The organism is Actinomyces ruminicola (genome assembly GCF_900103885.1).
GTDB lineage: Bacteria > Actinomycetota > Actinomycetes > Actinomycetales > Actinomycetaceae > Actinomyces > Actinomyces ruminicola.
The window spans coordinates 354,138-378,751 of sequence record NZ_FNIM01000001.1 but is presented as its reverse complement, the minus strand read 5'-3'; the positions used below and the strand labels follow the sequence as shown (position 1 = coordinate 378,751).

Below are 24,614 nucleotides of genomic sequence, written 5' to 3'. Positions count from 1 at the left end.
TCAGGCGATTTCCAGGGCGGCCAGCAGCCACCGGCCCCGGAAGGCCTCCAGGCGGGCGGCGGCCGCCCGTACGCGGGCGCCGTCGTCCAGCAGGATCGTCACCTCGCAGGTGCCGTGGCTGGGAGGCTGGGCGTGCACCGAGCGCGGGCGCAGGCGCGTCGGCGCGCACCCCAGGAGCCGCCGGGCCAGGCCCGCCCGCCGGGCGAGTGCCTCGAACAGCTCCGGCGTCGTCCAGCGGGCGAGGTGATCGGCGCGCCGCTGTCCGGACAGCACCTCTGCGGCGGCAGTCACGACGACGGCGGCGAAGCGCGCCGGATCCGGCAGGTCGGCCGCAGCGGCGGACAGTGCGGGCGCGCGTGCGCCGGTCTCCTCCAGGGCGGGGCGGAAGCGCAGCCGATCCCAGTCCCGGGGACGCTGAGCGCCCTCCAGGCTCGGGTGGGGGACCACCGTGCCTGCGGCCGTGCCCGTCGCCAGGCGGAGGCCGGGTGCGGGGCGTGTGGGCGGCGTCGGGCCGGTGCGGCGCCGGATTCGTGCGGCTTGGCGGTCGAGCGCCTGAGTGGTCGCTGCCGCGCGGAGCTGCGGTGTGCGCTGTGCGGCGGAAGTTGCCGTAGTGCGGGCCGGGGCGGCGGGGGCGGCTAGGGCGGACATGGCGTTTCTCCTGCGAGGGGACGGTCGAGCGGCGTTGCTCGTACTGGGTGGACGGGGCGCTTACGAATCGGGCTGGTCGGAGAAGTCGGGAACGGCCAGGGAAGTGCCGGGGTGGATGAGCCCGGGGTCGGTGCCGATCGCGTCGGCATTGGCCCGGTACAGCCGGGGCCAGGCCTCTGCCACCTGCGCCGCCGAGGCCTCGGGTCCCAGCAGTGCGGCGGTGATGGACCACAGGGACTCGCCGGCCGCCACCGTGTGGGAGTCGGAGGAGCGCGGGGCGGCTGCTGCCTGCTCGGGTGCGGCGGAGTCGGGCGGGGAACCGGGGTCCGCCGGTGCGGTGGCGGTGGGCTGCCAGCCCAGGTCGTCGGTGCCCGGCCCGGACTCCTCGACCGCCACTGCCGGGGAGGTGGCGATACCGGCGATGAGAGCGCCGGCGGCGATTCGCCGCACCAGGGGAGCGCCCCAGCGGTGCAGCAGCCGGGCGGCGGCGCGGGCGCCGTGGCCGGGCGGGATGTCGGGGTCGGCCGCGCGGCGGGCGCCGCTGCAGGCCGCGAATGCCAGGAGCACGGACAGCAGGTGCCACAGGGTGCCGACGGCACCCGTGGCGCAGGCGATGACGGTTATGGCTGCGGAGAGCTGGGTGGTGCCCCAACCGGCGGGTGGCAGTTCCAGCAGGCAGCGGCCGCTCGTCACGGCTGCGCTCACCAGCACCGGGACCAGGGTGGCGCAGGCCAGGCCGACCACGCCCAGGGCCGCATGCCCTCGCGCCGTCCATGCCGACAGGCCCCTCCACGTTGCTGCATCCATGACTCACTCCATCGCCGTTGACCATGTTTGATGATGGTAGATCATCATAGAGTCTGTGCGATGTGTCAAGAGCTTCTTTGCTGGCAGTGTCTCGGGGTGCGGCTGGCCATGTCCGGACGCGGGTGGCAACAGCCGCCGCAGGCGGGTGCCTGCGGCGGCTGCGGGTTGAGCGAGGTGCGTTGAGGTGCCTCTGAGGGCGCCAGTCGATCAGGCGCGGTGGCGGCCGCCCCGGTTGCGCGCGGACGTGCTGGTGGCGGCGGCCGCATCGGGTGGTGGCGGAGGCGGAGGCGGCGGTGCCGGTGCAGCGGCTTCCGCCGTGCTCAGCGTGACGGTGGGGCCGGTGCCGGTGGCCTTCGGGGCAGCGGCCTTCCGTGCGCTCGGCGGGCGCTGACGGTCAGAACCGAGCAGCGTGGTCAGGCGGCGCAGGCGCGCGCCCCGGGCGGCGCGTCCGGCTCTTGCCGCGGCCTCGGAGCGCGGGTCGATGCGGTCGACCAGGTCGGCCAGTGCCCGCCCCAACGGCGATGCCGGGGCGGCCTCCAGCACGCTGCGCCCCTCCATGAGGCAACGGTCCGCCGTCGCCGCGTCCTCGGGCAGCACGGTCACCTCCTCCACACCGCCGAAGCGGGCGAGTGCCTCGCGTACCGCGCGCTGCGGGGACGGCCCGGCGGCCGATGCGCGTACCCGGTTGACCACCACCTCGACGCGTCCGGCGGGCCGCATCTGCCCCTCCGGGTCGTCCATTAGCTGCAGCAGGCGTCGCACGCCGATCGGGTCTCCGGCGCCGACGATCACCGCCACGTCGGCGTTCCGCAGCAGGTCAGCGGTCATGGCGCCACGGCCCGGTTCCAGGGTGAAGTCGTCCACGGCGTCGTCGACCGGCCCGCCGGCCACGTCCACCACCGTCCAGGCGGCCGCCCGCCGACACTGCTCCCACACCTCCGGCATGGCGGCCGGCGGCAGCTCGCGCCACCGTCCGGGGCGGCCCAGACCGGTCAGCAGACGCCGATCCGCGCTGATCGGGATGAGGATGCGGTCCAAGGACTCGGTGTCCAGGCGGCCGCGGGAAGCCAGGCGCGCAGCCGTGGCCAGGGCGGAGGAGTCCTCCGGCAGACCGAGCAGCTGGGTCAGGCAGGGCGCCTGAATGTCGGCGTCGACCAGGATGGTGCTGCCACTGAGTCCGGCGGCCAGTGCCGCGGCGACGGTGGAGCGCCCCGGCGCGCCCTGTGGCCCCCACACCACCAACAGGCCGCCGCGGGGGCGGCCTTCGCTGCCCGCGGTGTCCGCCGTTCCGGTCGCAGCCGGGAGTGGCGGCGGACCGGGCGCGGCAGCCGCCTCGAACTCTGCCCACAGGTCGGTGCTGCCCGCCCGTGGGGCCGAGCCGGAGGCCGTCGGCACAGAGGCGGAGGGGCGGCGGGGCTCTTCCAGGCCCCGGGCGATGGCCTGCAGGCGCGTGCGCACCGCGGCCGGAGGCGAGGCGACGGACTCCAGCGGCCAACCCGTTGCCGCCCAGCGCTCGCGCTCGGCGTCGGGCGTGAGCAGCACTCCTAGGACGCCGGCGCGGAGCAGTCGATCCAGGATGGTGCGGTCGAGCTCGTCGAAGGCGGTGTCGACGACGGCGAGCGTCGCCAGGCCGGCCATGGCGGCGCTGAGCAGTTCGGCGGCGTCCGCGCAGCGGCGCACCACCTTCAGGCCCGATCCGGGGGCGTCGAGGGCGCGCAGGATCGCGGCGTCGTCGCCGGACAGGGCGAGCAGAACGCCCTGCGGGCCGGTTGCGGCGGAGGCCGGCTGCTGGTTGTCCATCACTGTCCCTGCCCGGTGGGGACGAGCACGAGGGGGCCGCCCCCGCCGACGGCGGTGAGCACATCGGCGACCGTCTCCTCGGGCACAAGCACCTCCACCTGCACGCTGGTGCCGCCGACGAGGCTCGTGCCCGCCTCGCCCACGGATGCGATCAGCAGTCCGCGTGCGACCACCTCGGCGCTGCCGGCGTCCTGGACGGTCGCCTGGGGCGCGGGCAGCACCCACAGGTCGACGATGTCGCCGGCGCTCGTGTCCGCGGGCAAGCCGGAGGCGACGTCGAGCACCACGGAGCGCAGCGCCACGTCGGCCGCCCGGCCGACCGCTCCGGAGGGCAGCAGCTCGCCCGCCTGGAGGGAGCGGGTGGCGACGGCGTCATCGGGAAGCTCTCCGGCCGCCACATACACGGCGGTTCCGGGGTGGGAGTCGACGAGCGAGAGCACCCCGGCGGCGGTCAGGTCGGTGCCGGGGGCGACGTCGTGGGAGAGCACGTAGATCTGTTCGGTGTCCGCGGCCGCATTGACGGCCCAGGCTCCCAGTGCCACTGCCGCCCCGATCAGCGCCAGCCCGCCCGCCAGGCGAGGGTCCTTCCAGGTGGGGCGGCGCAGGCGGGTGCGTGGCGTCCGGGCGGCTGCGGCGGAGTCGGGGGCACTTCGTTGTGCGGAACTCACGGGATCCTCCTCGATCATGTGCGTTGCCGTTGAATATTACAAGAATATCGTTGGTTATCCACAAGTATGTTCGAGTATGGCGTATACGGCAAGATGATGAGATCATGGTGCCATGCCGGACAAGTTTCTGACCATCGCAGAAGTAGCCGATCACCTGCAGCTCTCCGCCCAGGGGGTGCGGTCCCTGATCCAGTCCGGGGAGCTCCCCGCGATTCAGGTCGGGGCGCGCCACCTGTGGCGGGTGCCGGAGAGCGCCTTCGACGAGTACGTGGAGCGCCAGTTGGCAGCGACCCGCCAGATGGTGGCGGCCGGAGCGGCGAGGGCGCCTCGGGGCACGGAGGCGTAGCCCCGGGGCGTTGGGCGCCGCCGGCGGACGGGCTCAGCGGCTGCGGACCACCTCGATCGCAGACAGCGCGATGGTGACCGTTGCTGAGGTGCGTGCGGAGGCGGCGCCGTCGCGGACGACGTCGATGTAGTCGGCGCCCACGCGGGCGAGTCGACCGGTGACCTCACCGGCCGCGAAGACCACGCGTACCCGCGTGCCCGCGCGGGCCAGCTCCCGCAGCAGGGCCTGAATGCCGGGACGGCGTCCGGTGGGGGCGGGTGCCGGACCCGGCAGGGGCGACGCCAGCGTGATGGCGGGCATTGGTACGAGCGACTGCATCCCCCCGCCCTCGTCCAGCAGTACGAAGCTGTTCTCGGCCCGGTTGACGACGCCGTCCACGGCCGCCCCGCCGCGCGTGCGCAGGTGCACGCCACGGCCCGCGGCAGCGCGCAGCCGGTCCGCCAGGTGCAGGCCGGCGATCTCCGCCTCGGCGAGGTCGGCGGCCTCGGCGGTGAGGTCGGCGCGCCGCTCCGCCTCGAAGCGGCTTTCCAGGTCGGCCAGCAGACTGTCCCAGTTCATACCCGCAGCACATCACAACGGCGGCGCGAGGCCAAGGGGCAGGGGCGCGTGCGCCGCCGTTTCGGGGCAGACTTGGCTCATGCGTGTATATCTTCCCGCCACCGCCGCCGACCTGGCCGCCGCAGAGATCAGCCCCCGCACCGCCCACGCCGCCACGGCCGCGCTGGCCGCCGTGTTCCCCGAGGAGGATCAGGAGGGCCTGGAGGTCTCCGCGAGCCTGTGCGCCGCCGACGCCTCCCTGATGCGGCTGGCCGCGCCCGGCGCGGAGACGGAGGCAGACCGGCGCGTGGTCATAGCCGCCGATGTTGATGACGCCCAGGTGCGTCAGCTGCCCGTGGCCGACGACGTCCTGCCCGGGACGGTGGAGGTGACGGCACCGGTGTCGTGGGATGCGGTCGCGGCGCTGCTGGTGGACGAGGCGGAGGCGGAGCCGGATGTGCGCGCCGCCCGCACCGGGGACGAGGCCGCCTTCGAGCGGGCCGCCGAGGCGGACCTGCTGTGGTACGACGTCTCCGAGCGCGGGGCGCTGGCCGAGGAACTGGCCGCCACCCCGCGAGACCAGCATTAGTGACGCGGTGAGGAGAGTGGGTGAGGAGAGTGCCGGCTGGGCAATCCTCCACTCAGGAGGCGATTACACGGAGCCCGGACCCCTTGGGTGAGCGGGTGACCTCGATGCGGTCGGCCACCTGCCGGCGCAGTTCCTCCACGTGGGAGACGATCCCGACCGTGCGGCCGCCGGTCTGAAGTCGCCCCAGTTCGGCCAGTACGTTCTGTAGGGTCTCGGAGTCCAGCGAGCCGAAGCCCTCATCAATGAACAGCGTCTCCATGGTCACTCCGCCCGATTCGGCCGTGACCACGTCGGCCAGGGCCAGGGCAAGGGAGAGTGACACGTAGAAGGTCTCCCCGCCGGACAGCGTCTTGGGGCCGCGTACACCGGAGTCGGAGAAGCGGTCGATGACGCCGAGCCCCAGCCCGCGGTCGGTGCGGCTCCTGGCGCCGGCCTCGTCGTCAACATGGACGAGCTCGTAGCGGCCGGCGGACATCTGGGAAAGCCGGTGGTTGGCGAAGACGAGCACCTCCTTGAAGCGCTCCAGCAGAACCCAGGTGGCCAGCGGGGTGGCGGAGTCGTTGTTGCCGGAGGCCACGGCGACGACCTCCCATAGTGCGGTGGAGTCCTTGACCGCGGCGGTGAGGGCGTTGGCTGCGTCCTGGACTCCGCCGACGGCCTCCTGCACGTGGGCCAGGCGGGCACGGGCCTGTTCCCGCGCCTCCATTGCCGCGTGGTAGGCGGAGTCGGCTGCCGCCAGCCGCTGGCGCGCGCCCTCGACGTCGGCGGTCTCCTCGCCCGTGAGCGTGGCGATTGACGCGTCCTCGGTCAGGCCGTGCCGGACCCGCTCGCGTCGGGCTGCTGCCTCAGCGACCTTGGCCTCCAGGTCCGCCAGCTCGGTGCCGGGCAGGAAGGCCGCCTGAGCCTGCGCGGCGGAGATGAAGCCCGCCTGCGTGACGGCGTCGACCAGCTCGGTATGGTCTTGTGTGGTGGCCCGGGCGGCATCGGCGGCCCGGGTTAGGATGCCTGCCAGTTGTCCGGCGGCGTCGGCGGCGTCGCCCAGGGCGCGCATGTGCTCGGCGACGGAGTCGTACCCGGCCTGCTCGGTGCGGCAGCGCTCCCGGTCCCGGGCTAGGGCCTCAACCTGGGAGGCCAGCTGGGCGCGCCCCTGGGCGAGCTTGGTCCGCTGCTGTTCGAGCTGTTCGCGCAGCTGCTCGGTGGCGCGGGTGAACTCGGCCAGCTGGGACTCCAACTCCGGCAGCGGTGCTGCGGCCTGCTGCGCGGTATCGAGTTCGCTCTGCGCGGCTTCCAGGGCCTGGGCGAGCTCGGACGTGGGGGCCTGTCCGGCGGCGGTGCGGGCCGTGGCCTGTTCGGCGGCGAGCGCCTCGTGGGTCTTGACCTGCGCCGCCAGCCGGGCGTCGGCCTGGCGCTGCGCCGCCTCAGCGGCCTCGACGTCCGTGCGGGAGATGGTCCCCTGGCCGGGGACGGCGGGGGCGGGATGCTCGGTCGATCCGCATACCGGGCAGGGCTGCCCGGCGACGAGCTCGGTGACGATTGAGCCGGCCGTGGCGCTGATCCAGGCCTCTCGCCGCTGTGAGACGAGCTGGTTGGCTTCCCGCGCGGCGGCGGTGGCGGCCTCGACGGCGTCATGCGCGGCGGCGATCTGGCCGTCCAGTGCATCAGCGCGTTGGGATGCCCGGAGACGCTCGGCGCAGGCGTCTCTCTGCACGCGCAGCTCCGGCAGCCCGGCCTGCGCGGCGCGGGCGGCGGCCAGCGACTCCTCCAGGTTCTCCCGCTGCCGGGGGCGCTGCGCCAGTTGGGCGGCTGCGCCCTCCGCCTCCGCCTGCTCGGCGGCTAGGCGCTCCCGTGCCGCTTCAGCCTCCTGCGCGCGTGCGGCTAGCCCGTCCTCCAGCTCTGCAACGGCGCTGAGCGTCCCCGCCCGGGTGCGCAGGGCGTGGCCGCGGGCGGTGATGGCGCGGGCTGCCTGCGTGAGGGCCTCCAGAACCGTGTGCACCGCGGCGGCATCCGGGACGTCGGGACTGGGGGCGTCGGCGTTTGGAAGCAGTGGAGCGAGTTCATCCAGCGATGAGCGCGCCGACTCGTACTCGGAGGCAGGGGGCCGGTCCTCTTCCAGTGCTTCGACGGCCCGCGCGTGCGCGGCGAGGGCTGACCGGGCGGCGTCCTGCGCGCGGGTCAGTACGGGGATGACGATGGCGGCCCTGCGGGCCGCGTCTGCACGGGCGGCGTCGGCGGCGTCCTGGGCGGCGCGGGCGTCGAGTTGCTGCTGCTCGGCCACCAGGCGCGCGCGCCGATCCAGACGCTCCTGCAGCGCCATGGCGGCGTTGACGGCGTCGGCTGCCTCCTGGCGTGCGGCACCGGCCGCTTCCAGGGCCTGCTGCGCCGGTTCGGCCGCTGCTCGCGCTGCCTGGAGGGCGGCGTCCCCGATCGCTGTGATGGCCTCGGCGTCGGGCACGCGGGCGGACACGAGTGCCTCCAGCTGCGCGGCGGGGGCGTCGTCGCCCGTGGCGGGTGCGGGGGAGTCGGCGTCGGGAAGCAGCGGGGCCAGGATCTCGGCGCGGGCGCGCAGGGTCTGGCGGACCGACTCCGCCTGCTGCTCCAGGGCGCGGCCGCGTGCGCGCAGCGCCTCCTGCATGCGATCGAAGACGGCGGTGCCGAACACGTCGCGCAGGAGCAGGCGGCGCTGCTTGGACTCCGCCCGCAGGAACTGGGCGAACTTCCCCTGGGGCAGGATGACGGTCTGGGTGAACTGATCGCGGTTCAGCCCCACGATGCGCTTGATCTCTTCGGCGGCTTCGTCGATGCGGGTGATCGGTTCTGTGGTGGGGCGGCCGTCTGGGGCGGAAAGCCGCCACAGCTTGACCGTGGCGTTCTGCTTGGTGGTGCCGGAGCCGCGCCGCTTGAGGCGCATGTACTCGGGGGTGCGCAGGATGCGGTAGACGCCGGCGGAGGTGGAGAAGACGAGCTCGACCTCACTGGGGTCGGTGGATTCCACCAGGGTGGAGCGGATGCGCTGCCTGGAGGACCCGTCGGTGTCGGCCACCTCTCCGTAGAGTGCGAAGACGATGGCGTCGATGATGGTGGTCTTGCCCGATCCGGTGGGACCGGTCAGCAGGAAGCGGCCGGAGTCGGTGAAGCGGTCGAAGTCGATGGTCTCGGTGCCGGGGAAGGGCCCCACCCCGGTCATGGTCAGGCGGTGCAGGCGCATCAGCGCTCCTCCTTGAGCTGGGTCTCGGCGCGGGCGGTGTCGTAGGCCTCGGCCATGATGGCCCGTTGGGCCGGGGTGGGGGAGTGCCCGAGCATTTCGGTCAGGAAGCGCTCGGCCACGTCCACCGGGTCCGAGGCGCGGGTGACGGTGATGGCCTCGCGCTCGGCCCGCTCGGGGCGGGTGTGGGAGAAGGCGAGCAGGTTGGGGAAGCGTTCCTTGAGCTGCGCCATGGCGCCAGGGGGCATGGGGCCGCTCAGTTCGATGCGCACCCAGTCGGCGGAGTGGGCGGAGTTGGCGGGGGCGAGCAGCTCCTCCAGCGTGCCGCGCAGCGTGGTGGGCCGGTAGGGGGTGGGCGTGGGGATGCGCTCCATGCGGGTCACGCCGGAGGAGTCCAGCTCCAGCAGGACCGAGGACTTGGCGGCATCGGCCTCGGGGAAGGAGAAGGGCAGCGGGCTGCCGGAGTAGACCAGGCGCGGGTGGGTGGTGCGCATGCCTGGCGGGGATGCGCTCGCGGCCGTGCCAGCGGCTTCGGCTTGGACGGCTGGCGCACGCAGTTCCTGTGGGCGGTGCAGGTGGCCGAGCGCCACGTAGTCCAGGCCGCCGGAGGCGGCGGCCAGCGGCGAGCCGCCGAGCGTGGCGAACACGCCGGCCGGGACCGAGTCGACCCCGCCGACGCGGATGTCCCGCTCGGAGTCGGGGCTGGCCTGCCCGCCGACGACGAAGGCATGGGCCATGGCCAGTGCGGGCACCCGGGCGGAGCCTGCGGCACGTCGGGAGGCAAGATCCCGGGACACCAGCCGCAGCGCCGCGGAGACCACGGCCTCATGGCTGCGCGGCAGCGGGGCGGGGCCGTCTGCGGGTGGGTCCGCGGCTGCATCGGCAGGCTCAGCGGCTGCTACGGAGCCGGTGGGGGAGCTGCCGTCGGGCAGTGCTTCCGCTCCGGCCGCCTCCCCGAGGCGCTTGGCGAGCAGGTGGGGCAGGGTCTCGCGGGCGGCGTCTGGGTCCAGGTAGGGCAGGGCGTAGACGTACAGGCCGGGGCCGCCGTCGGCGTCGGGGATGATGATTGGGCGGTCCACGTCCGCCACGCGCACGCGCAGGTCCAGGCCCTCGCGCAGCAGGGAGGCGGCGAAGCCGAGCCGCTGCGCGGAGTCGTGGTTGCCGGGGGTGAGCACTACACGCGTGCGGTCGGCCAGGCGGCACAGGGTGTCATCCAGCAGGCGTACGGCGGCGGTGGGCGGGATGGCGCGGTCGTAGACGTCACCGGAGACGACGACGGCGTCCACGCGCTCGGCCTCGACCACCTCGATCAGGTGCGCGGCGAAGGTGGCCTGGGCGTCATCGAGCACCCGGCCGTGGAAGGTGCGCCCGAGGTGCCAGTCGGAGGTGTGGAGGATCCGCATGCCCGCAGCCTCTCACAGGCCTCCGACACGAATTCCAGGGGCTTAGCGGGCGGCGGCCAGGCGGCGCATGCCTTGCCGTCAGTAAGCGGGCACGTCGTGGTCGGCCAACAGGCCCCCACTGTCAGCCTGTGGCAGTGAGCTGGGAGACCCGGCCGCGGGAAATGCCCATAATGGCGGCGGTGTCGGAGACGGACAGGCCTTCGGCACGCAGGGCGAGGGCGGCCTCTCGCCAGGCGGTGGCGGCCTCCTCCTGCAGTGCCTTGGCGCGGGCGGCGGTCTCTTTGGCGGCGCGAACCTGGGCGAGGGAGTCGACTTCGGGGACAATGTCGATCTCCCAGCTGGAGTGGTCGGTGGTTTCGTCGACGGTATCGAGGTAATCGACGACCTGCTGGCGTGCCCGGTCAAGGTGGGTCACCTGGGTGTGGTGGTCGTCGTCGAGCTCAAGCTCCCAGCCACCCGACCATCGGGTCGCAGTCACCGTAAGGCTCCGGTTCATGCCTTGCTCCTCTCAATTGCGCGCAGTGCGTCGCGGGTCACTTTCGGCGAGACCTCCGGTGTGCGGGTGATCACGACGGTCACTGAGCCGCAGCGCCAGACTTCGTGGTCACCTTTACCGCGACGCGCCGTGAAACCCGCCTGGACAAGCATGCGCGCCAGGTCCCGGTACTTCATGGGCTTCGTCATTAGAGTTTACCGTCAGTAATCGCATCCCGTCTAGGTGGACTAAACGGGCGGGTCTGGGCGTCATCGAGCACCCGGCCGTGGAAGGTGCGCCCGAGGTGCCAGTCGGAGGTGTGGAGGATCCGCATGCCCGCAGCCTCTCACAGCCCTCCGACACGAATTCCAGGGGCTTAGCCGGTAGCGCCCAGGAAGCGGGTGGGGATCATGGGTCTGTTGAGGAGGAACCGTCCTTAGCCAGGAGCCTCGCCATGTCTTCCAGTCGGCCTGCCGCCTCGTAGGCGCTGGCGAGGACGTGGCGGGTGGTCAGGGTGTTGGGATGGTCGGGTCCTAGGATGCGCAGGCTGTCCTGCAGGACCTGCTCGTACAGGTCGATGGCCTCGGCGATGCGCCCCGCCGCCTGGTAGGTGTAGGCGAGGTTGTGGCGGGTGATCAGGGTGTCGGGATGGTCGGGCCCCAGGATGCGCGCCTGGACGCCTGTTGTTGCCTCCAGGGACAGCGCTTCCTGTGGTGCTCCGAGCTCGGACGCCTGCTGGAGCGTATCGGACAGCAAATCGCCAACGCTTGAAATACAAAAAAGTTCGCGTGAGTATTTCTGGTAGGTGATGGCTCGCAGTTGTGTGGCTCGGTCCAGCACTTCGCGACGACGTTTCTGTGTATCGTTCTGTGGGATCGTGTCGAAGTCGATTGCAGTCAGTACTGCCGCTGCCGCAAGCATCTCCTTCTCTTGATCTTCACTGCGTGTTTCCCTGAACACCTGCCCTTGTAGGCGGTGAATTGTGATTGCGGCACCGTCATCAGAGACCTGGCAGATCGACGAGTTGCGGAGTTCGGCGAGCGCTTTGCGTGCTTCGCCCGCATCTCCTGCGACCGCCGAAAGCCAACGTGTGGGTACTCCAGATGCGGAGAGCAGCGCTAGGGCTCCCAGCTGGTCGCGGGCTATCTCGGCCCGTGGCACTGAGGCGGCGGAGATCCGCTCGAGCACTCCTTCGATCGCCATCCACAACGCGAAGGCGACTCCCTCGGGGTAGAGGTCTCCGTCGAGCTTAGGCACAGCGTCCTCAAGCTTGGCCTGGCTCAGGCGAAGCAGGTACTCGCCCAAGGACCAGCCTTCGTATTTGATGGAGGCGGCCGCCTGTGAGATCGCCAGCGGAAGATCTCCGAGATGCTCCGCAATCGCGTCGGCCGCCGATTGATCATCCTGTCCCGTATTGGATATAAGATACCCAACCGATTCTGACCTGGTGAACTCGGAAATGTCGATCTGTTCCCATCCCTGCCCGTCCCAGCCGAAGTGCAGGGTGGTGGTAGCGAGCACGTGCATTCCTTGGCCCCGCGGCACCGCATCGCGCAGATCGTCAAGGCGCTCAACATTGTCCAGGATTATGAGGCGGTCAGAGGGCTCAGCGGAGGCGAGTGCGTTGAGACAGCGCCGTGCAAGAACCTCAGGGGTTAAATCCTCACCGGTTGGCACTCCCAGAGACAGACCTAACTCCGACAGTCCTGCCAGCACCGACTCACGGGACTGGGAATTAATCCAGGCGACAAGCTGCCAGTCCTGCTTCTCGCAGTGCCGCGCGAGAGCTGCTGCGAGCTGGGACTTGCCGCATCCGCGCATACCCACCAGAACCGTGCGCTCAGCTGACTGCGTGACCACCGAGTCTAGGAGCCGAGTGAATTGGGATCGTTTTACAAACCCGTCGGCGACGGTCGGGCGCGCGCCGAAGCGAAGCGGTCCACGGGGCAGGGAAATCGCAGCCGACTGCACGGCCGCGCGGATGTCATCGAGTTTCGTCTGCGTCTTCTGGCTGTCGGCGAGGAGCTGGTGCTGCCCCTCCAGCAACTCCTCCTTACCGTCCAGTAGCTGTAGCAGGGCGCCGAGCGGGGACTTGGGGGAGGACGGTGCCAACAGGATGATCTCATCGGCGGTGGCTTCAACCAGGCGATCGAAGAACTCCTCAGCCTTCTCTTCGAGATCTGCCCTGTGCGCGCTGCCGCGCTGACGCAGCCTAGCTTTGAAACTCTCAGGGTTTCGTACCGCAGCCACAAAGACGCTCGGGTCGGCCTCTAACTCCTTAAGGAGAACCTCAACCGCGGTGACGGCACTGGCGAGTACGGCCGAGGAGATACCACGTGCCTGGATCGCAGGCTGCATGGCTTCTAGCTGCGAGCGCAGACGGGCCTCGATCCGCCGGCTCAGTGCTTTCTGCTCCTGATCCCGGCCCTTGAGCGCGTGCAGACGATCCCGCAACGTCGCGGCCTCGCCCACCACCGCTGCCGCACCCGCAAAGGGCAGACCCGAAACGGGTTCAGCGATTAACAGCAGCAGACGCGTAACACTCATAGCGACTGGCAGCAGGGAGGGGAGGTCAGCCATGACAAGACTGTAGGGCGGATGATCGAGGTGCGAAGCCGCCCGAGGTCACGCCTGGGAAACGGCCGTGCGGACTTCCGCACGGTGCAGCCTGCGGCGCTACTTGCGTCCGAAGAGCCCGCGCAGGAAGCCCGACGGCGTGGCGGACGAGGCGGGCTCGTCGTCGTGGCCCTGGCAGCGCTGCGACTTGGGCACGCCCGCCAGCGCCTGCTCAATGTGCTGTCCGCAGCCGGCCCAGGTGGGCTTGCCGCACTTCTTGCACGTCACCTTGCGACACATGATGTTCTCCTTGTTTTGGTTTTCGGTTGATCGGGTTGAAAGAAAGTGGCGATGCCCGGCGCGCCCGGGGCGCCTAGACCAGGGACAGGAAGATCTTCTCCAGCTCGTCCACGGTCGTCACCGGCGCGACCGTGCCGTCCGCCGCGGTTCCGGGCCCGCCGTCGTCGCCCTCCGGTGAGGCCTGCTCGGCGTCGACGCAGTTACGCATCGCGCTGGCGATAATGACGAATCCGGCCCGGTTCAGCGCGTGCGTGACGGCCGACAGCTGCGTGATCGTCTCCTTGCAGGACGCGCCGCGCTCGGCGGCGTCGATGACGGCGTCCAGCTGGCCGCGTGCCCGCTTGAGGCGGTTGACGATCCGCCGCTTCGTCTCCGGGTCGCACTCGAGGCCCGGGGCGGCCTGCGCCGTCGTCGCCGCGCCCTCCTGAGTCCTGGCCACGGCGATCACGCCCTCACCAGGTAGGAGTCGGCGTCGTCGCCCAGCCAGGCGCGCAGGGTGATCATGCCGCCCGTCTGGACCGAGGAGGCCAGCCCGTTGCCCACCAGAATGCGGTGGGCGATGTTCGCGCGCACCCCCACCTGGCAGATCACGCCGACGGGGCGTCCGGCAGCGGCCTGCCGCACCTCCTCGATGCGGGCACGCAGCTCGGTGTGCGGGATGTTGAGCGCGCCCGGAACCATGCCGCCAGCGACCTCGGCCCTCGTGCGCACGTCCAGCAGCAGGTGCGTCTGGCGGACCTGCTCCAGGTCGCGCACGTCCCACACGTCCACGGTGCCGTTAAGCACGTTCGCACCCAGCATCCCCGCCAGGTTCACCGGGTCCTTCGCCTGCCCGAAGGGCGGGGCATAGGCCAGGTCCAGGTCGATCAGGTCGGCAACGCCCAGGCCGGCGCGGATCGCCGTGGCCAGCACGTCAATGCGCTTGTCGACGCCGTCCCGGCCCACGCACTGGGCGCCCAGGAGCCGCCCGTCCGGGGCGAAGCTGACCGACAGGTGCAGCTGGCTGGCTCCGGGGAAGTAGCCGGCGTGCTGATTGGGGTGCAGGTGAATGGTCGTGTACTCGATGCCCGCCGCGTCCAGCGAATCGCGGTTCGCGCCGGTCATCGCCGCAGTCATCTCGCCAACACGGACGACGGCGGTGCCCAGGGGCGCGGGAATCGGCCGGGCGTGCTCGGGATCCATGATGAAGTCGGCCACCAGCCGCCCCGCGCGGTTCGCCGGGCCCGCCAGGGGGACGGGGCGGCGGGCCCCCGTGACGGGGTCGGTGGACACGGTGGCGTCACCGACGGCGTACACGTGCGGCAGGTTCGTGCGGCCGTGCTCGTCGACGACGATGGCCCCGCGCTCCAGCTCCAGGCCGGAGGCGGCGAAGGCGTCGGTGTCCGGGCGCACCCCCGTGGCCAGGACGATCATGTCGGCACGCACGCTCGTCCCGTCTGACAGGAGCACCTCGTCCGCGTCGGTGCCGTGGGTGATGGACTTCGCGGCCGTCCCCGTGCGCACGTCGATGCCCAGCCCGCGCAGCTCCTGGGTGATCGGGTAGGCGTGCTCGCGGTCCAGCGGCGGCAGCACGTGCTCGGCGAACTCGACGACGGTTGTGGCGATGCCGCGCTTAGCCAGGACCTCGGCCGCCTCAATGCCGATGAAGCCCGCGCCCAGGACGAGCGCCGATTCCACTCCCGCGTCGGCCTGCTCGCGCAGCCGGGCGGCGTCCTCGACGGTGCGCAGGGTGGATACGCGCGGCGAGTCCAGACCCTCGACCGGCGGGCGCGCGGCCTTCGCGCCGGGGGCCAGCACCAGGGCGTCGTAGCCGAGGCGCTGCTCGCCAGCGGCGGTGCGGACGATGACCTCCTGCGCCTCGGGGTCAATGCCGGTGACGTCGTGTCCGGTGCGCACATCCAGGTTGAGCCAGGCGCGCAGCCGCTCGGGGGTCTGCACCAGCAGGTCGTCCTGGTTCTCGATCTCGCCCCCGACGTAGTAGGGCAGGCCGCAGTTCGCGAAGGAGACATGCCGCCCGCGGTCTAGGACGATGATCTCGGCGTCCTCGCTCAGGCGGCGCGCGCGGGCGGCGCAGCTCATCCCGCCGGCGACGCCGCCGACGACGACCAGCCGTCGGGGGCGCCCGGAGCCGGTGGGGGAGGGGCGAGGGGCAGTGCTCGAGGCGGCGCCGTTGTCGGGGGTGGAACTGGATTCCGGCGAGGTGGTGGCTGGGGTCATCTTCATGCCTTTCGCGTGGTGGTGCCTCTACGGCGCTGTCGGTCGCCCGGCGCCGTCAGGGCGCACGTCCGGATAATACCCCGGGGGGTATCGATGAGGCCAATCCGACCCTCGACCTGCTTACGGGGTCCGATTCGTGTCGGTGGTGCCTGGCAGCATGGCTGACGTGAGCAAGAAGAAGCCTGGGCACGCCCTTGACCTATTGGCAGCAACCTGCCCCGAGCCATTCGGGCTGGCGCCGATGTCCGTAGCGTGCTCGCTCGTGGCTAGACCAGGCGATCATTCAAGTCCTATGAACCGCATATGGTTGAGCTCACAGCTTGCGGCGGATGCCTCGCTCACAGACACCACCAATTGAAGGAACAACAATCATGACTGAACTCACATTGGACGCCCTGCGGGACAAGCTCGCGGACCCGGAGTGGGCCGCGATCCGCGTGGAGGCCACCTACCAGCCCAGCGGTGGGCCGGGTGCGCGCGTGTACCCGCCGACGTTCCCCACCAACGGGGAGAAGTCTCCCTATCTGTTGGAGGAACGGCGCCGCGGTGAAGAGGTTCGCAAGGCAGTGCTGCTGGACCAGGTGCCCTCCCAGGCCAACCGCTGCGAGGAGGCCGAGGCGAGGGCCTGGCGTCAGGGCGCGGTGCGCATGCCCATGCTGCGAATGCGGTACGAAGGCGCGGCTAGTTTCGAGCTCATAGGTCTGGAAGCGCCCCACCGCGCCTTCGACGCATACTGGCGCGACTGCGAGCTTGACGGCGTCAAGTTCGACCGGACCGAGATCGGCAAGGCGATCCTGGCCGCATCACTGGCGGATGCAACGGCGCTGCTGGAATACGATCCCGCCACGCTCGTCTACGGAGGCTGGAACTCCCACCGCAAGGGGCGGCAGGCGAAGTTCCCGCGCCTGTACTCCAGCGAGATGATCGGCTGGGACCGGGTGGGGGGAGTGCGCAAGGCCGGGCGCATGGACCCCGCAAACCTCAGCGGATCGCGCAGCGGTGACGGCGATGACTGGACCTACTCGCCGGTGAGCGAGAAGAAGAAGGACGCCAAGCTCAGCGAGATCGGGCACGGCAATATCGCCCCGGGTGACGCTCACGGCGGCGTCACCATCAGCGAGGCGACCCGCACCGCCGTCCTCAGCCTCACTGCCACCCGCCGCGTTGGCTTCGGTTCCTTGGACCCTGAGGCTGCGGCTGCCGCTCGGGTGCTGCTTGTCGCACTCGGGCTCCTGGGCGACCGGCTGGCCTTCGGTGACGCGGGTCTGTGGCTGCGCAGCGGCTGCGACCTGGTCATGCAGACCGAGCAGCTGGAGTGGATCGGCCGCGGCGGCGTGGCGGAGTCATTCACGCTGTCCCCGAGCGAGGCGGTCCAGCTGTACGAGGACGCCCTGCAGGCGGCCCTGGACGCCGGGGTGCCGCTGCACCTGGAGACCGTGGAGCTGAAGCCCAACACTGCCTTGGGCAAGGCGATCGACTTCAGCCTTACCAAGGCCGAGTCCACGGGGGAGTGACATGACCCTCCGTCTTGACATCACGCTCCTGAGTGAGCGCTACGACGCCGGGGGAGGGGAGGACCCACGGGCCGCAGAATGGCCTCCCCACCCCGCCCGGGTCTTCGCCGCCCTGCGTTCGGTGGCGCAGGAGGATGAACTGGCGTCGCTAGCTGAGCTGGAGCGCCTGGAGCCGCCGCTGATACACGTGTCCCCCAACGCCGCGGTGGGTGAGCGGCGCACCCGGGGATACGTCGTAACAAACGTCCGCGCCAACAAGGGTGGGCACCAGACCCACCCCGCACGCACCGCCGGCTTCCGGCAGCGGACCGGCAGCCTGCCCGAGGACGCCCGTGTCCAGTTCGACTGGCCGGACGATGGGGCGCTGTCCGACGGCGTGGTCGCCGACTTGGATCATCTTGCTCGACGCGTGCCGTACCTCGGCCGCTCGACGTCTCCGGCAACACTCGCCTTCAGCCGAGTGGGGGACCCGACGCCGCTGCCCGGCCTGACCACCTACGAACCGACGAGGGAACGCAGCTCGCTGAGTATCCGCGTGCCCTATCCCGGCTACCTGGACGAGCTCAATGCGCTGTACCAGGAGGATCAGCCTGCATGGCAGGCCGCTGGCCCGCGCGCACGCCGCTTCTACCGTGAGGTTGGAACCGATGCCGATGAGGAGGTCCCTGCTGTGGACGAGTTCGTTTCCGCCTACCCGGACCTGGTCATTCTCAGGTTCGAGGAACTGCGGCCCTCCGGGCACCTGGTGTCCATCTTCACCGAGGCCCTGCGTCGCAAGGTCATGGGGCAGACGGAGGACCCGCTGCCGCCCGCACTGCACGGGCACGGCACCCCCGGACTGCCGCATGTGGCCTACCTGGGGTTGCCCTTCGTGGGCAACGAGCACGCCGACGGACAGCTGATGGCTCTGGCCGTCGCCATTCCGGGGTTGGAGTATGACGAACGCCTGCGAATCCTGCGCGGCATCCTCGGCGAGGATCCAGAACGGGAGATCTCGCTCCGGGTGTCCGGCTTCAGGCAGGAGTTCAAGCTCCGGTATGCGCCGGACGAGACGCGGCCCTTCACCACAACCATCGAGCGCTGGACCGGGCCGGCTCGCATGTGGGCGACGGCAACGCCACTGGTCCTGGACCGCTACCCGAAGGACCGCGACCTCCCCGCAGCGGTGGCCGAGTCCTTCGTCAACGCCGGCCTGCCGGAGCCGCGTCAGGTTGAAGTGAGCAAGGAGCCGATGATGTACGGGGCCGTGCGGCTGAGGCCACGGGAGCTGCCGAAGCGGTGTCAGCGTCGCCTGTACACGCATGCGCGTGTCACCTTCGACTGTCCCGTGCACGGGCCGATTCTGGCGGGTGCGGGGCGCTACTTCGGCGTCGGCCTGTTCGCACCCGAGTATGGGGAGGGATGGCGATGAACGTCACCGATTTCACGAAGTTCATGCAGGAGGTGCATGGGCATAAGCCATTCCCCTGGCAGTCCGCCGTGGTCGAGGAGGCTGTAGAAAGGGGGACGTGGCCCGCGCTCGTGGATGTGCCCACGGGCTTGGGCAAGACCTCCATGCTGGACGTGGCCGTGTTCCTCCTGGCACTGAGCGCCGGAGGCGAGGCCCCCGCTGGCCTGGGGCGGCGCCGCATCTTCCTGGTGGTGGACAGGCGCATCGTGGTCGACCAGGCCGAGGCGCACGGTAAGCACATTGCCGAGAAGCTGGAGAGCGCAACCGAAGGAACCGTGTTCGAGGTTGCCCGGCGACTACGGGGCCTGTTCGGCGCATCGCAGGGCGAGGCCGCACTGCGGGTGGTCAAGATGCGCGGAGGGGCGACCTGGGATGCCGCCTGGCTGCCGCGTCCCGACCTGCTCGCCATAATCACCGGCACCGTGGACCAGGTGGGCAGCCGCCTGTTCTTCCGCGGTTACGGGGTCAGGAAGGGGCGGCGCCCCATCGACGCCGCACTGGTGGGCACCGACTCGGTCATTATGATCGACGAGGCCCACCTGGCCCAGGCCTTCACCACTTCGCTGGCCTCCGCCCGTGAGGCCGACCGGACCAGCGGGCTGGGGCTGCCGGAGAGTTCGGTCATCCACCTGAGTGCAACGAGCGCGGAGAAGCCCGAGAAGAACTCCGATGCCTGGGAGGCCTTATTCGATGAGGACTCGCATCTACGGAATAAGACCGCCGCGCAGAGGCTGACCGCGCATAAGCGCCTGACGTTCGTCGGCTCCACGGAGAAGAAGATCGTTAAGGAGATGGCTGCCCAGGTATTGGACCTCTTCAAATACTCCGATGGCTCCTCCGATAAGCCCAAGGACCACCGGGTGCTGGTGGTGTGCAATACGGTCGCCCGCGCCCGGGAAGTGTATGAGGCACTGACCACAGGGAAGACGAGGCTGGACGGCGTCGAGGTGCTGCTGCTCATGGGCCGCTCGCGCCCGCTGGACCGCGAGGGGATTGCCGAGCGGGTTACCGAGCTGTTCGGCGCCGATCGGGAACCAGGTGACCACAAGGCGGTGCTGGTGGCCACCCAGACCATTGAGGTCGGCATCGACCTCGATGCCACGAGCATGGTCACCGAGACCGCCTCCTGGGACGCGCTGGTACAGCGTTTCGGCCGGGTCAACCGGCGGGGAGCATTTGGCGCTGCGGAAATCACGGTGGTGGAGGACGGAGCCAAGAAGCCTCCCGTATACGGGGACGCCAAGGTTGCGACGGCCGATTTCCTCTGCAAGGCAGCGCCGCAGGACGGCCTGGATGTGTCGCCCTTGGCACTGCGCCACCTGGAGGTGCCGGAAGGGCTGAGCGCGCCGCGGCCCCTGCTCCCGCTGCTGCTGCCCGCCCATCTGGACGCCTGGGCGAGGACGAATCCCGCTCCGGTGAACGATCCGCCGATCGACCCCTACCTGCACGGAATCGACAAGTCCACGCCTCCGGTCACCATTGCCTGGCGGGCAGGCTTGGTGATTAAGGACGGCAACGAAGACGGCGCGGACGCACTGAAGCTGCTGCCCGCAGATCATGCCGGGTCTGTCGTGGACGCTGTGCCGCTGCGGAGCGAGGAATGCGTGGAGGTGTCGCTCATGGCGGCACGCGCCTGGCTGCAACAGGGCAAGCCGGAGAACCTGGCCGATATCGATGACGACGATGGCTTCGATGACATCCCCTTCAAAGAAGGCGACAGCGACCGGCAGGTGCTGCGCCGTGGGGCGGACGGTGACTGGCGGCAGGCAGTGGCCAGTGAACTCCGCCCGGGAGACACGATTGTCGTTCCATGCGAGTACGGCGGCCTGGACCGCTTCGGCTGGAACCCCTCCAGCAAGGAGGCAGTTAAGGACATCTCCGAGCTCGCCTCCCTGCGACGCGGGCAGCCCATTCTGCGCCTGGACTCCGACCCAGGCACCCGACTGGGCCTGCCGCCTCTTGAGGGGCTGCGGGAACTGGTGGCCGACTGGCGGAATGCGGAGGAGCCGGAGGACCGTGACGCCTTTCAAGGCGCCCTCGTCGAGGCTGCACGCAGGTGGCTGGGCTCCTCCGGCGCCCCCGAGTATCCCTGGACACCGGAGGACATTGAGTGCTTGCAGAACGCTTTTGAGCACAGCGGTGCGTTCATCTCAACCAGTGCGGACCGGCGCCGTCGGAACAGGAGACGTGGGCCTTCCGACGATGGTTCGAGGGAACTGATTCCGGTGCTGCGGGGCACCGCTCCCGCAGACGACTGGAGGACCGTCGGCACGAGCGGAGACCGCTCGGGCGGCAACACCACGTCATCAGTGCCGTGGCGCGCCGTCGATGAGGAGGACACGGAAGGCAGCTCCATCCTCAACAGGCGGGTGACCCTGGCGGAGCATCTGGCGGCGGTGGGAGAACGTGCCGAGCAGATTGCCACCAACTTGGGGCTGCCGGAGGAGCTGCGGCGCGTCGTCGTCGACGCTGCCCGCTGGCACGACCTGGGCAAGGTGGACCTGCGCTTCCAGGCCATGCTGTTCGACGGGTCCCGAGTCGCTGCGGAGCTAGCGAGGGAGCCGCTGGCGAAGTCCGGCATGCCGCCCGGGGACCGAGACCGGTATCGACGCGCCCACCGACTCAGTGGCCTGCCTAGCGGCGCCAGGCACGAGGCCTGGTCCGAGGCGATCGTCGACGCCCACCTGGAGCGGCGCACCGAGCCCTACCCGGGTGACGCCGAGCTGCTCCGGCACCTCGTGGCCAGCCACCACGGCCGCGCCCGGCCTTTTCTACCGGCGGTTGATGACCAGGGGGATGGCGTCCTTCGCGCGGCGATTGGGGACATCAATGCCGAGGTTCCGCTGCCGGTCGAGTTGCATCTGGCCGACGCGGATCGATTCGCCCGGCTCAATGACCGTTACGGCCGGTGGGGCCTGGCGCTACTGGAGTCCGTGGTGCGCAGCGCCGACATGACCATTTCATCGGAGGGATCATGAGCCAAGTCAAGTTTCCTGCACTGATCGGCGAATCGCCGCTGGCCATTCTCGCCGCCATCGGCACATTTCGGCTGATCCATGACTTCGTCGACGACGACGCTCGCCTGTCCTGGGACCCGAACGACCGCGCCCCGGTGCTGCACTCGAGGCTGGCAACGGTTGACGCCGTCGTCGAGGAGCTCTCGGAAATCGTCGCCGAGATGCCCGAGGACGTGGTTGTGCCGGGAGCGCCGCCTAGCTTCCCGCGACAAAAGGTAGGCACAAAAGGGTCGGATCCAATGCGGGCCGAACAAGGGCGGCTGAACGGTCTCGCGGGATCTTTTTCTGAAGATGCTGCCCAAATCTCAACAGTGAGAGATTGGATTGCCAGCCTCCTAACGGATCTAGTGCATGATGATGAAGGGAAGTGTGCGATCAGCCAGTTCATGGCGCCTTCTGGGCAGCAGACGATGTTTTCAATGCTGAGAAAGCCTCTGTGTGTTGTGCAGACCGATCCTGAGCACCTATACCGGGCCCTCGTCGGTTGGCGAAGGGTGGAGGGTGTGACCGGAGAGTTCCTCGACCATCGAGCGGTTTGGAGCGCGGCAGAAGACCCCAACGGTGAGGCGCAGAAGATGCGTGGCGTTCCTGGTGCGACTTGGCTGGCGCTGATGTCTTATCCAGCCTGGACCACTACTGCGACCGGAAGTCATCCGCGTACCAGCGGTTGGCACGCGGTTGGGCGCCCTCCCGTGCAGGAGCTGCGGCTGCCGCTTTGGTGGGAACCGCTCGGGCCACGGGCAGTCAAAGCGCTTGTTGAGCATCCGGTCCTCGAAGGTAAGGGAGAGGAGAAGAGGCTGGATGCCGATGCCCTTCGCCTGCTGGGGATCTTCCACGTATGCCGTGCGCGCCGCCGCAAGGCAGAGCGCAGTAAATCCAAATCCGCGGGCGTATTGGTGCCGGTGTCATGAGCGTCGACACCATCAGGCCTGACCTGCCGGGACTGCCGGAGACGGTGCCCGCACGTATGCTGAACGAGTTCATCTACTGCCCGCGCCTGTTCCACCTGGAGTGGGTGCAGCAGCAATTCGCCACCAGCGACGACGTCGAGGAGGGCCTGTACCTGCACCGGGTCGTCGACCGGGAGACGGGGGACCTGCCGGACAAGTCCGAGGCGTGGAACGGGCGGGTCGCCAGATCCGTGTCGCTGTCCTCACCGAGGCTCGGGCTGGCCACCAGGCTGGACCTCGTGGAGGACGGCGGCGACGGGACCGTCGTCCCCGTCGACTACAAGAAGGGGCACCCCAACAAGGATGGCGGTGCTTGGCCCAGCGACCGCGTGCAGTCCCTGGTGCAGGCACTGCTGCTGCGCGAGGAGGGCTACGCCGTCGAGCGGGCCGAGATCTGGTACGCCGAGACCCGGCAGCGTGTCCACATCACCGTGGACGACGCGGCGCTGCGTGATGTCACGGACACCTTGACGCGTGCGTGGCGGGTGGCTTCCGACCCGTCGGCGCCCCCGCCACTGCGGGACAGCCCGAAGTGCGCCCGCTGCTCGCTGGTGGGCATCTGTCTGCCCGACGAGCTGGACGCTTTGCAAACGCCTCCGAAGCAGCGCAGACCGTTGAAGCGGTTGATGGCGCCGATTCTGGAAGGGCGTCCGGTCTATGTGACGCTGCAAGGCGCTGTGGTTGGCGTGCGAAGCGACCGGCTGGAGGTGCGCCTGTCTGGCGAGTTGAAGGCCAGCTACCGCCTGATAGACGTCAGTCAGGTGTGCGTCTTCGGGAACGTGACGGTGTCAGCGCAAGCTGTCAGGACTCTGCTTTCGCGGGACATCCCGGTGCTGTGGTTCAGCTACGGTGGCTGGTTCTCCGGCATTGCCGAAGGACTGCCGGCCAAGAACGTGGACCTGCGGATTGCGCAGTTCCGTGCCTCCGAGCAGCAGCAGCTTGAGATCGCGCGGCGGATGATCTCCGGAAAGATCCGGAACAGCCGCACGATGCTGCGCCGAAACGCGCGTGGCGAGATGCCCCGAGTCGGCGAGCAACTCAAGCAGCTAGCCATCCAGGCGATGCAGGCCGACTCCGCGCAGCAACTGCTCGGGATCGAGGGGACGGCTGCACGCCTGTACTTCGGGAGCTTCCCGGCCATGGTCGGGAAGAACTCACGCGTGGACGTCTCGGACTTCCAGGAGAACGGGCGCACCCGACGTCCGCCGAAGGATCCGCTCAACGCACTGCTGTCCTTCTGTTACACGCTGCTGGTAAAGGACCTGACTGTCACGCTCATGGGGATCGGCTTCGACCCCTACTACGGGATGTTCCACAAGCCTCGGTTCGGGCGCCCTGCGCTCGCGTTGGACCTGGCGGAGGAGTTTCGGTCCCTGGTGGCAGAGAGCGTGGCGCTGCAGGTGCTGAACAACGGCGAGGTCGGTCCGCAGGACTTTCAGAGTCGGGCCGGCGGATGCATGCTGGAGGCGAGCGGTCGCAAGGCCGTGCTCAGGGCGTACGAGCGACGGCTGGACCAGGAGATCACGCACCCGCAGTTCGGCTACAAGGCCAGCTACCGTCGCGTCATGGACATCCAGGCACGGGTGCTGGGCGCAGTCATGCTGGGGGAGCTGGATGACTACACGGCGATGGTGACTAGATGAGGACGAACCGACGCCGGTATCTCATCGCCTACGACATCCGCAAGCCCGGGCGGCTGCGCCGCATCTGCAAGCTGATGGAGGCCAACGGCGAACGGCTCCAGTACTCTGTGTTCATCTGCGACCTGAACCGGACCGAGCTGGTCCACCTAAGGGCTGACAGTGAGGAGATCATGAACCTAGACGAGGACTCGGTGGTGATCGTCGACCTCGGCGAACTGGGGGAGGACCGCTTCACGTTCGTCGGTCGGCGCGCGGGTCTGCCCACGCAGGGGGCCCAGATTGTGTAGCGAGCGCTCCGGTGCCGCTCCGATCCCCGGGGAGCGCTCGAAAGCGCGGTATGACGGGGTTTTCTGGTGGTCGGCGGCCGAGCTGGCGCGATTCACTTGCCCGTTTCTGTGGCAGCGCTCGCGAGACCGCGTAGAATCCTTGACCAGCCGCGGCAAAATCCGCGAGCTGTCTTCCCGGTCTTCATGGCCGGGCTCCATTGAGGCT

At 69.8% G+C, this 24,614-nt stretch carries 21 protein-coding genes; 8 read left to right on the top strand and 13 right to left on the bottom strand.

The window, feature by feature from the left end; genetic code table 11:
• The 4 genes from BLR49_RS13525 to BLR49_RS01585 form a co-directional block, all read right to left on the bottom strand.
• Entirely contained in the window at positions 1 to 648 is a 648-nt protein-coding gene (locus tag BLR49_RS13525; protein ID WP_245690295.1) for an Rv3235 family protein, read from the bottom strand.
• Positions 649 to 708: 60 nt separating this feature from the next.
• A complete protein-coding gene (locus tag BLR49_RS13520) occupies positions 709 to 1,455 on the bottom strand; it encodes a LysM peptidoglycan-binding domain-containing protein (RefSeq protein ID WP_143013665.1) in 747 nt (248 codons plus the stop codon).
• A 207-nt stretch (positions 1,456 to 1,662) separates the two neighbouring features.
• The gene (locus BLR49_RS01590) at positions 1,663 to 3,255 is read right to left on the bottom strand and encodes a CpaE/TadZ family protein (protein WP_092532340.1); all 1,593 of its coding nucleotides are present in this window, start codon (positions 3,253 to 3,255) and stop codon (positions 1,663 to 1,665) included.
• On the bottom strand, positions 3,255 to 3,923 hold the full coding sequence (locus BLR49_RS01585) for a hypothetical protein (protein ID WP_245690293.1): 669 nt from the start codon (positions 3,921 to 3,923) through the stop codon (positions 3,255 to 3,257). Before BLR49_RS01585 ends, BLR49_RS01590 begins: the two co-directional genes overlap by 1 nt.
• A 112-nt stretch (positions 3,924 to 4,035) precedes the next feature.
• Here BLR49_RS01585 and BLR49_RS01580 point away from each other — a divergent pair, with 112 nt between their 5' ends.
• Positions 4,036 to 4,269, top strand: coding sequence for a helix-turn-helix domain-containing protein (locus BLR49_RS01580; RefSeq protein WP_092532337.1), 234 nt, complete (start codon positions 4,036 to 4,038; stop codon positions 4,267 to 4,269).
• 33 nt (positions 4,270 to 4,302) lie between these two features.
• On the opposite strand, the gene BLR49_RS01575 is transcribed toward BLR49_RS01580, so the two are convergent.
• Positions 4,303 to 4,827 (bottom strand): Fis family transcriptional regulator, encoded by a 525-nt coding sequence (locus BLR49_RS01575; protein ID WP_092532334.1) that lies wholly within the window; start codon positions 4,825 to 4,827, stop codon positions 4,303 to 4,305.
• Between the two features lie 79 nt (positions 4,828 to 4,906).
• Between BLR49_RS01575 and BLR49_RS01570 the strand changes: the two genes are divergently transcribed.
• Positions 4,907 to 5,395, top strand: a complete 489-nt coding sequence (locus BLR49_RS01570; RefSeq protein WP_092532331.1) for a DUF6912 family protein — start codon at positions 4,907 to 4,909, stop codon at positions 5,393 to 5,395.
• A gap of 52 nt (positions 5,396 to 5,447) precedes the next feature.
• Here BLR49_RS01570 and BLR49_RS13820 read toward each other — a convergent pair whose 3' ends face one another.
• The 8 genes from BLR49_RS13820 to BLR49_RS01530 all read right to left on the bottom strand — a co-directional run bounded on the left by BLR49_RS13820 (position 5,448) and on the right by BLR49_RS01530 (position 15,554).
• Positions 5,448 to 8,600, bottom strand: coding sequence for an AAA family ATPase (locus BLR49_RS13820; protein ID WP_092532328.1), 3,153 nt, complete (start codon positions 8,598 to 8,600; stop codon positions 5,448 to 5,450).
• Positions 8,600 to 10,000, bottom strand: coding sequence for an exonuclease SbcCD subunit D (locus BLR49_RS01560; RefSeq protein ID WP_092532325.1), 1,401 nt, complete (start codon positions 9,998 to 10,000; stop codon positions 8,600 to 8,602). The genes BLR49_RS13820 and BLR49_RS01560 overlap by 1 nt, the downstream gene beginning before the upstream one ends.
• A gap of 121 nt (positions 10,001 to 10,121) precedes the next feature.
• Positions 10,122 to 10,496, bottom strand: a complete 375-nt coding sequence (locus tag BLR49_RS01555; RefSeq protein WP_092532322.1) for a helix-turn-helix domain-containing protein — start codon at positions 10,494 to 10,496, stop codon at positions 10,122 to 10,124.
• Positions 10,493 to 10,684, bottom strand: a complete 192-nt coding sequence (locus tag BLR49_RS01550; protein WP_176765729.1) for a type II toxin-antitoxin system HicA family toxin — start codon at positions 10,682 to 10,684, stop codon at positions 10,493 to 10,495. The genes BLR49_RS01555 and BLR49_RS01550 overlap by 4 nt, the downstream gene beginning before the upstream one ends.
• A 199-nt stretch (positions 10,685 to 10,883) precedes the next feature.
• Positions 10,884 to 13,055, bottom strand: coding sequence for a tetratricopeptide repeat protein (locus tag BLR49_RS01545; RefSeq protein WP_092532319.1), 2,172 nt, complete (start codon positions 13,053 to 13,055; stop codon positions 10,884 to 10,886).
• Between the two features lie 96 nt (positions 13,056 to 13,151).
• The gene (locus BLR49_RS01540; RefSeq protein WP_092532316.1) at positions 13,152 to 13,331 is read right to left on the bottom strand and encodes a hypothetical protein; all 180 of its coding nucleotides are present in this window, start codon (positions 13,329 to 13,331) and stop codon (positions 13,152 to 13,154) included.
• Between the two features lie 73 nt (positions 13,332 to 13,404).
• Entirely contained in the window at positions 13,405 to 13,779 is a 375-nt protein-coding gene (locus tag BLR49_RS01535; protein ID WP_245690291.1) for a metal-sensitive transcriptional regulator, read from the bottom strand.
• Positions 13,776 to 15,554 carry an FAD-dependent oxidoreductase gene (locus tag BLR49_RS01530; protein ID WP_281241789.1) on the bottom strand — a complete coding sequence of 593 codons (1,779 nt, stop codon included), beginning with the start codon at positions 15,552 to 15,554 and terminating at the stop codon, positions 13,776 to 13,778. The genes BLR49_RS01535 and BLR49_RS01530 overlap by 4 nt, the downstream gene beginning before the upstream one ends.
• Before the next feature lie 365 nt (positions 15,555 to 15,919).
• Between BLR49_RS01530 and cas7g the strand changes: the two genes are divergently transcribed.
• From cas7g to cas2, 6 genes are read left to right on the top strand one after another with little or no spacing between them, the layout of a single operon-like run.
• The gene (gene cas7g, locus BLR49_RS01525) at positions 15,920 to 17,062 is read left to right on the top strand and encodes a type I-G CRISPR-associated RAMP protein Csb1/Cas7g (protein WP_176765728.1); all 1,143 of its coding nucleotides are present in this window, start codon (positions 15,920 to 15,922) and stop codon (positions 17,060 to 17,062) included.
• Between the two features lies 1 nt (position 17,063).
• The gene (gene csb2, locus BLR49_RS01520) at positions 17,064 to 18,473 is read left to right on the top strand and encodes a type I-G CRISPR-associated protein Csb2 (RefSeq protein WP_092532307.1); all 1,410 of its coding nucleotides are present in this window, start codon (positions 17,064 to 17,066) and stop codon (positions 18,471 to 18,473) included.
• Positions 18,470 to 21,490, top strand: a complete 3,021-nt coding sequence (gene cas3g, locus BLR49_RS01515) for a type I-G CRISPR-associated helicase/endonuclease Cas3g (protein WP_176765727.1) — start codon at positions 18,470 to 18,472, stop codon at positions 21,488 to 21,490. The genes csb2 and cas3g overlap by 4 nt, the downstream gene beginning before the upstream one ends.
• A complete protein-coding gene (locus BLR49_RS12930; protein ID WP_143013664.1) occupies positions 21,487 to 22,440 on the top strand; it encodes a type I-G CRISPR-associated protein, Cas3-extension family in 954 nt (317 codons plus the stop codon). Before cas3g ends, BLR49_RS12930 begins: the two co-directional genes overlap by 4 nt.
• On the top strand, positions 22,437 to 24,122 hold the full coding sequence (gene cas4g/cas1g / locus BLR49_RS01510) for a CRISPR-associated endonuclease Cas4g/Cas1g (RefSeq protein WP_218121278.1): 1,686 nt from the start codon (positions 22,437 to 22,439) through the stop codon (positions 24,120 to 24,122). Before BLR49_RS12930 ends, cas4g/cas1g begins: the two co-directional genes overlap by 4 nt.
• Positions 24,119 to 24,409 carry a CRISPR-associated endonuclease Cas2 gene (gene cas2, locus BLR49_RS01505; RefSeq protein WP_092532301.1) on the top strand — a complete coding sequence of 97 codons (291 nt, stop codon included), beginning with the start codon at positions 24,119 to 24,121 and terminating at the stop codon, positions 24,407 to 24,409. Before cas4g/cas1g ends, cas2 begins: the two co-directional genes overlap by 4 nt.
• Positions 24,410 to 24,614: the final 205 nt, after the last annotated feature.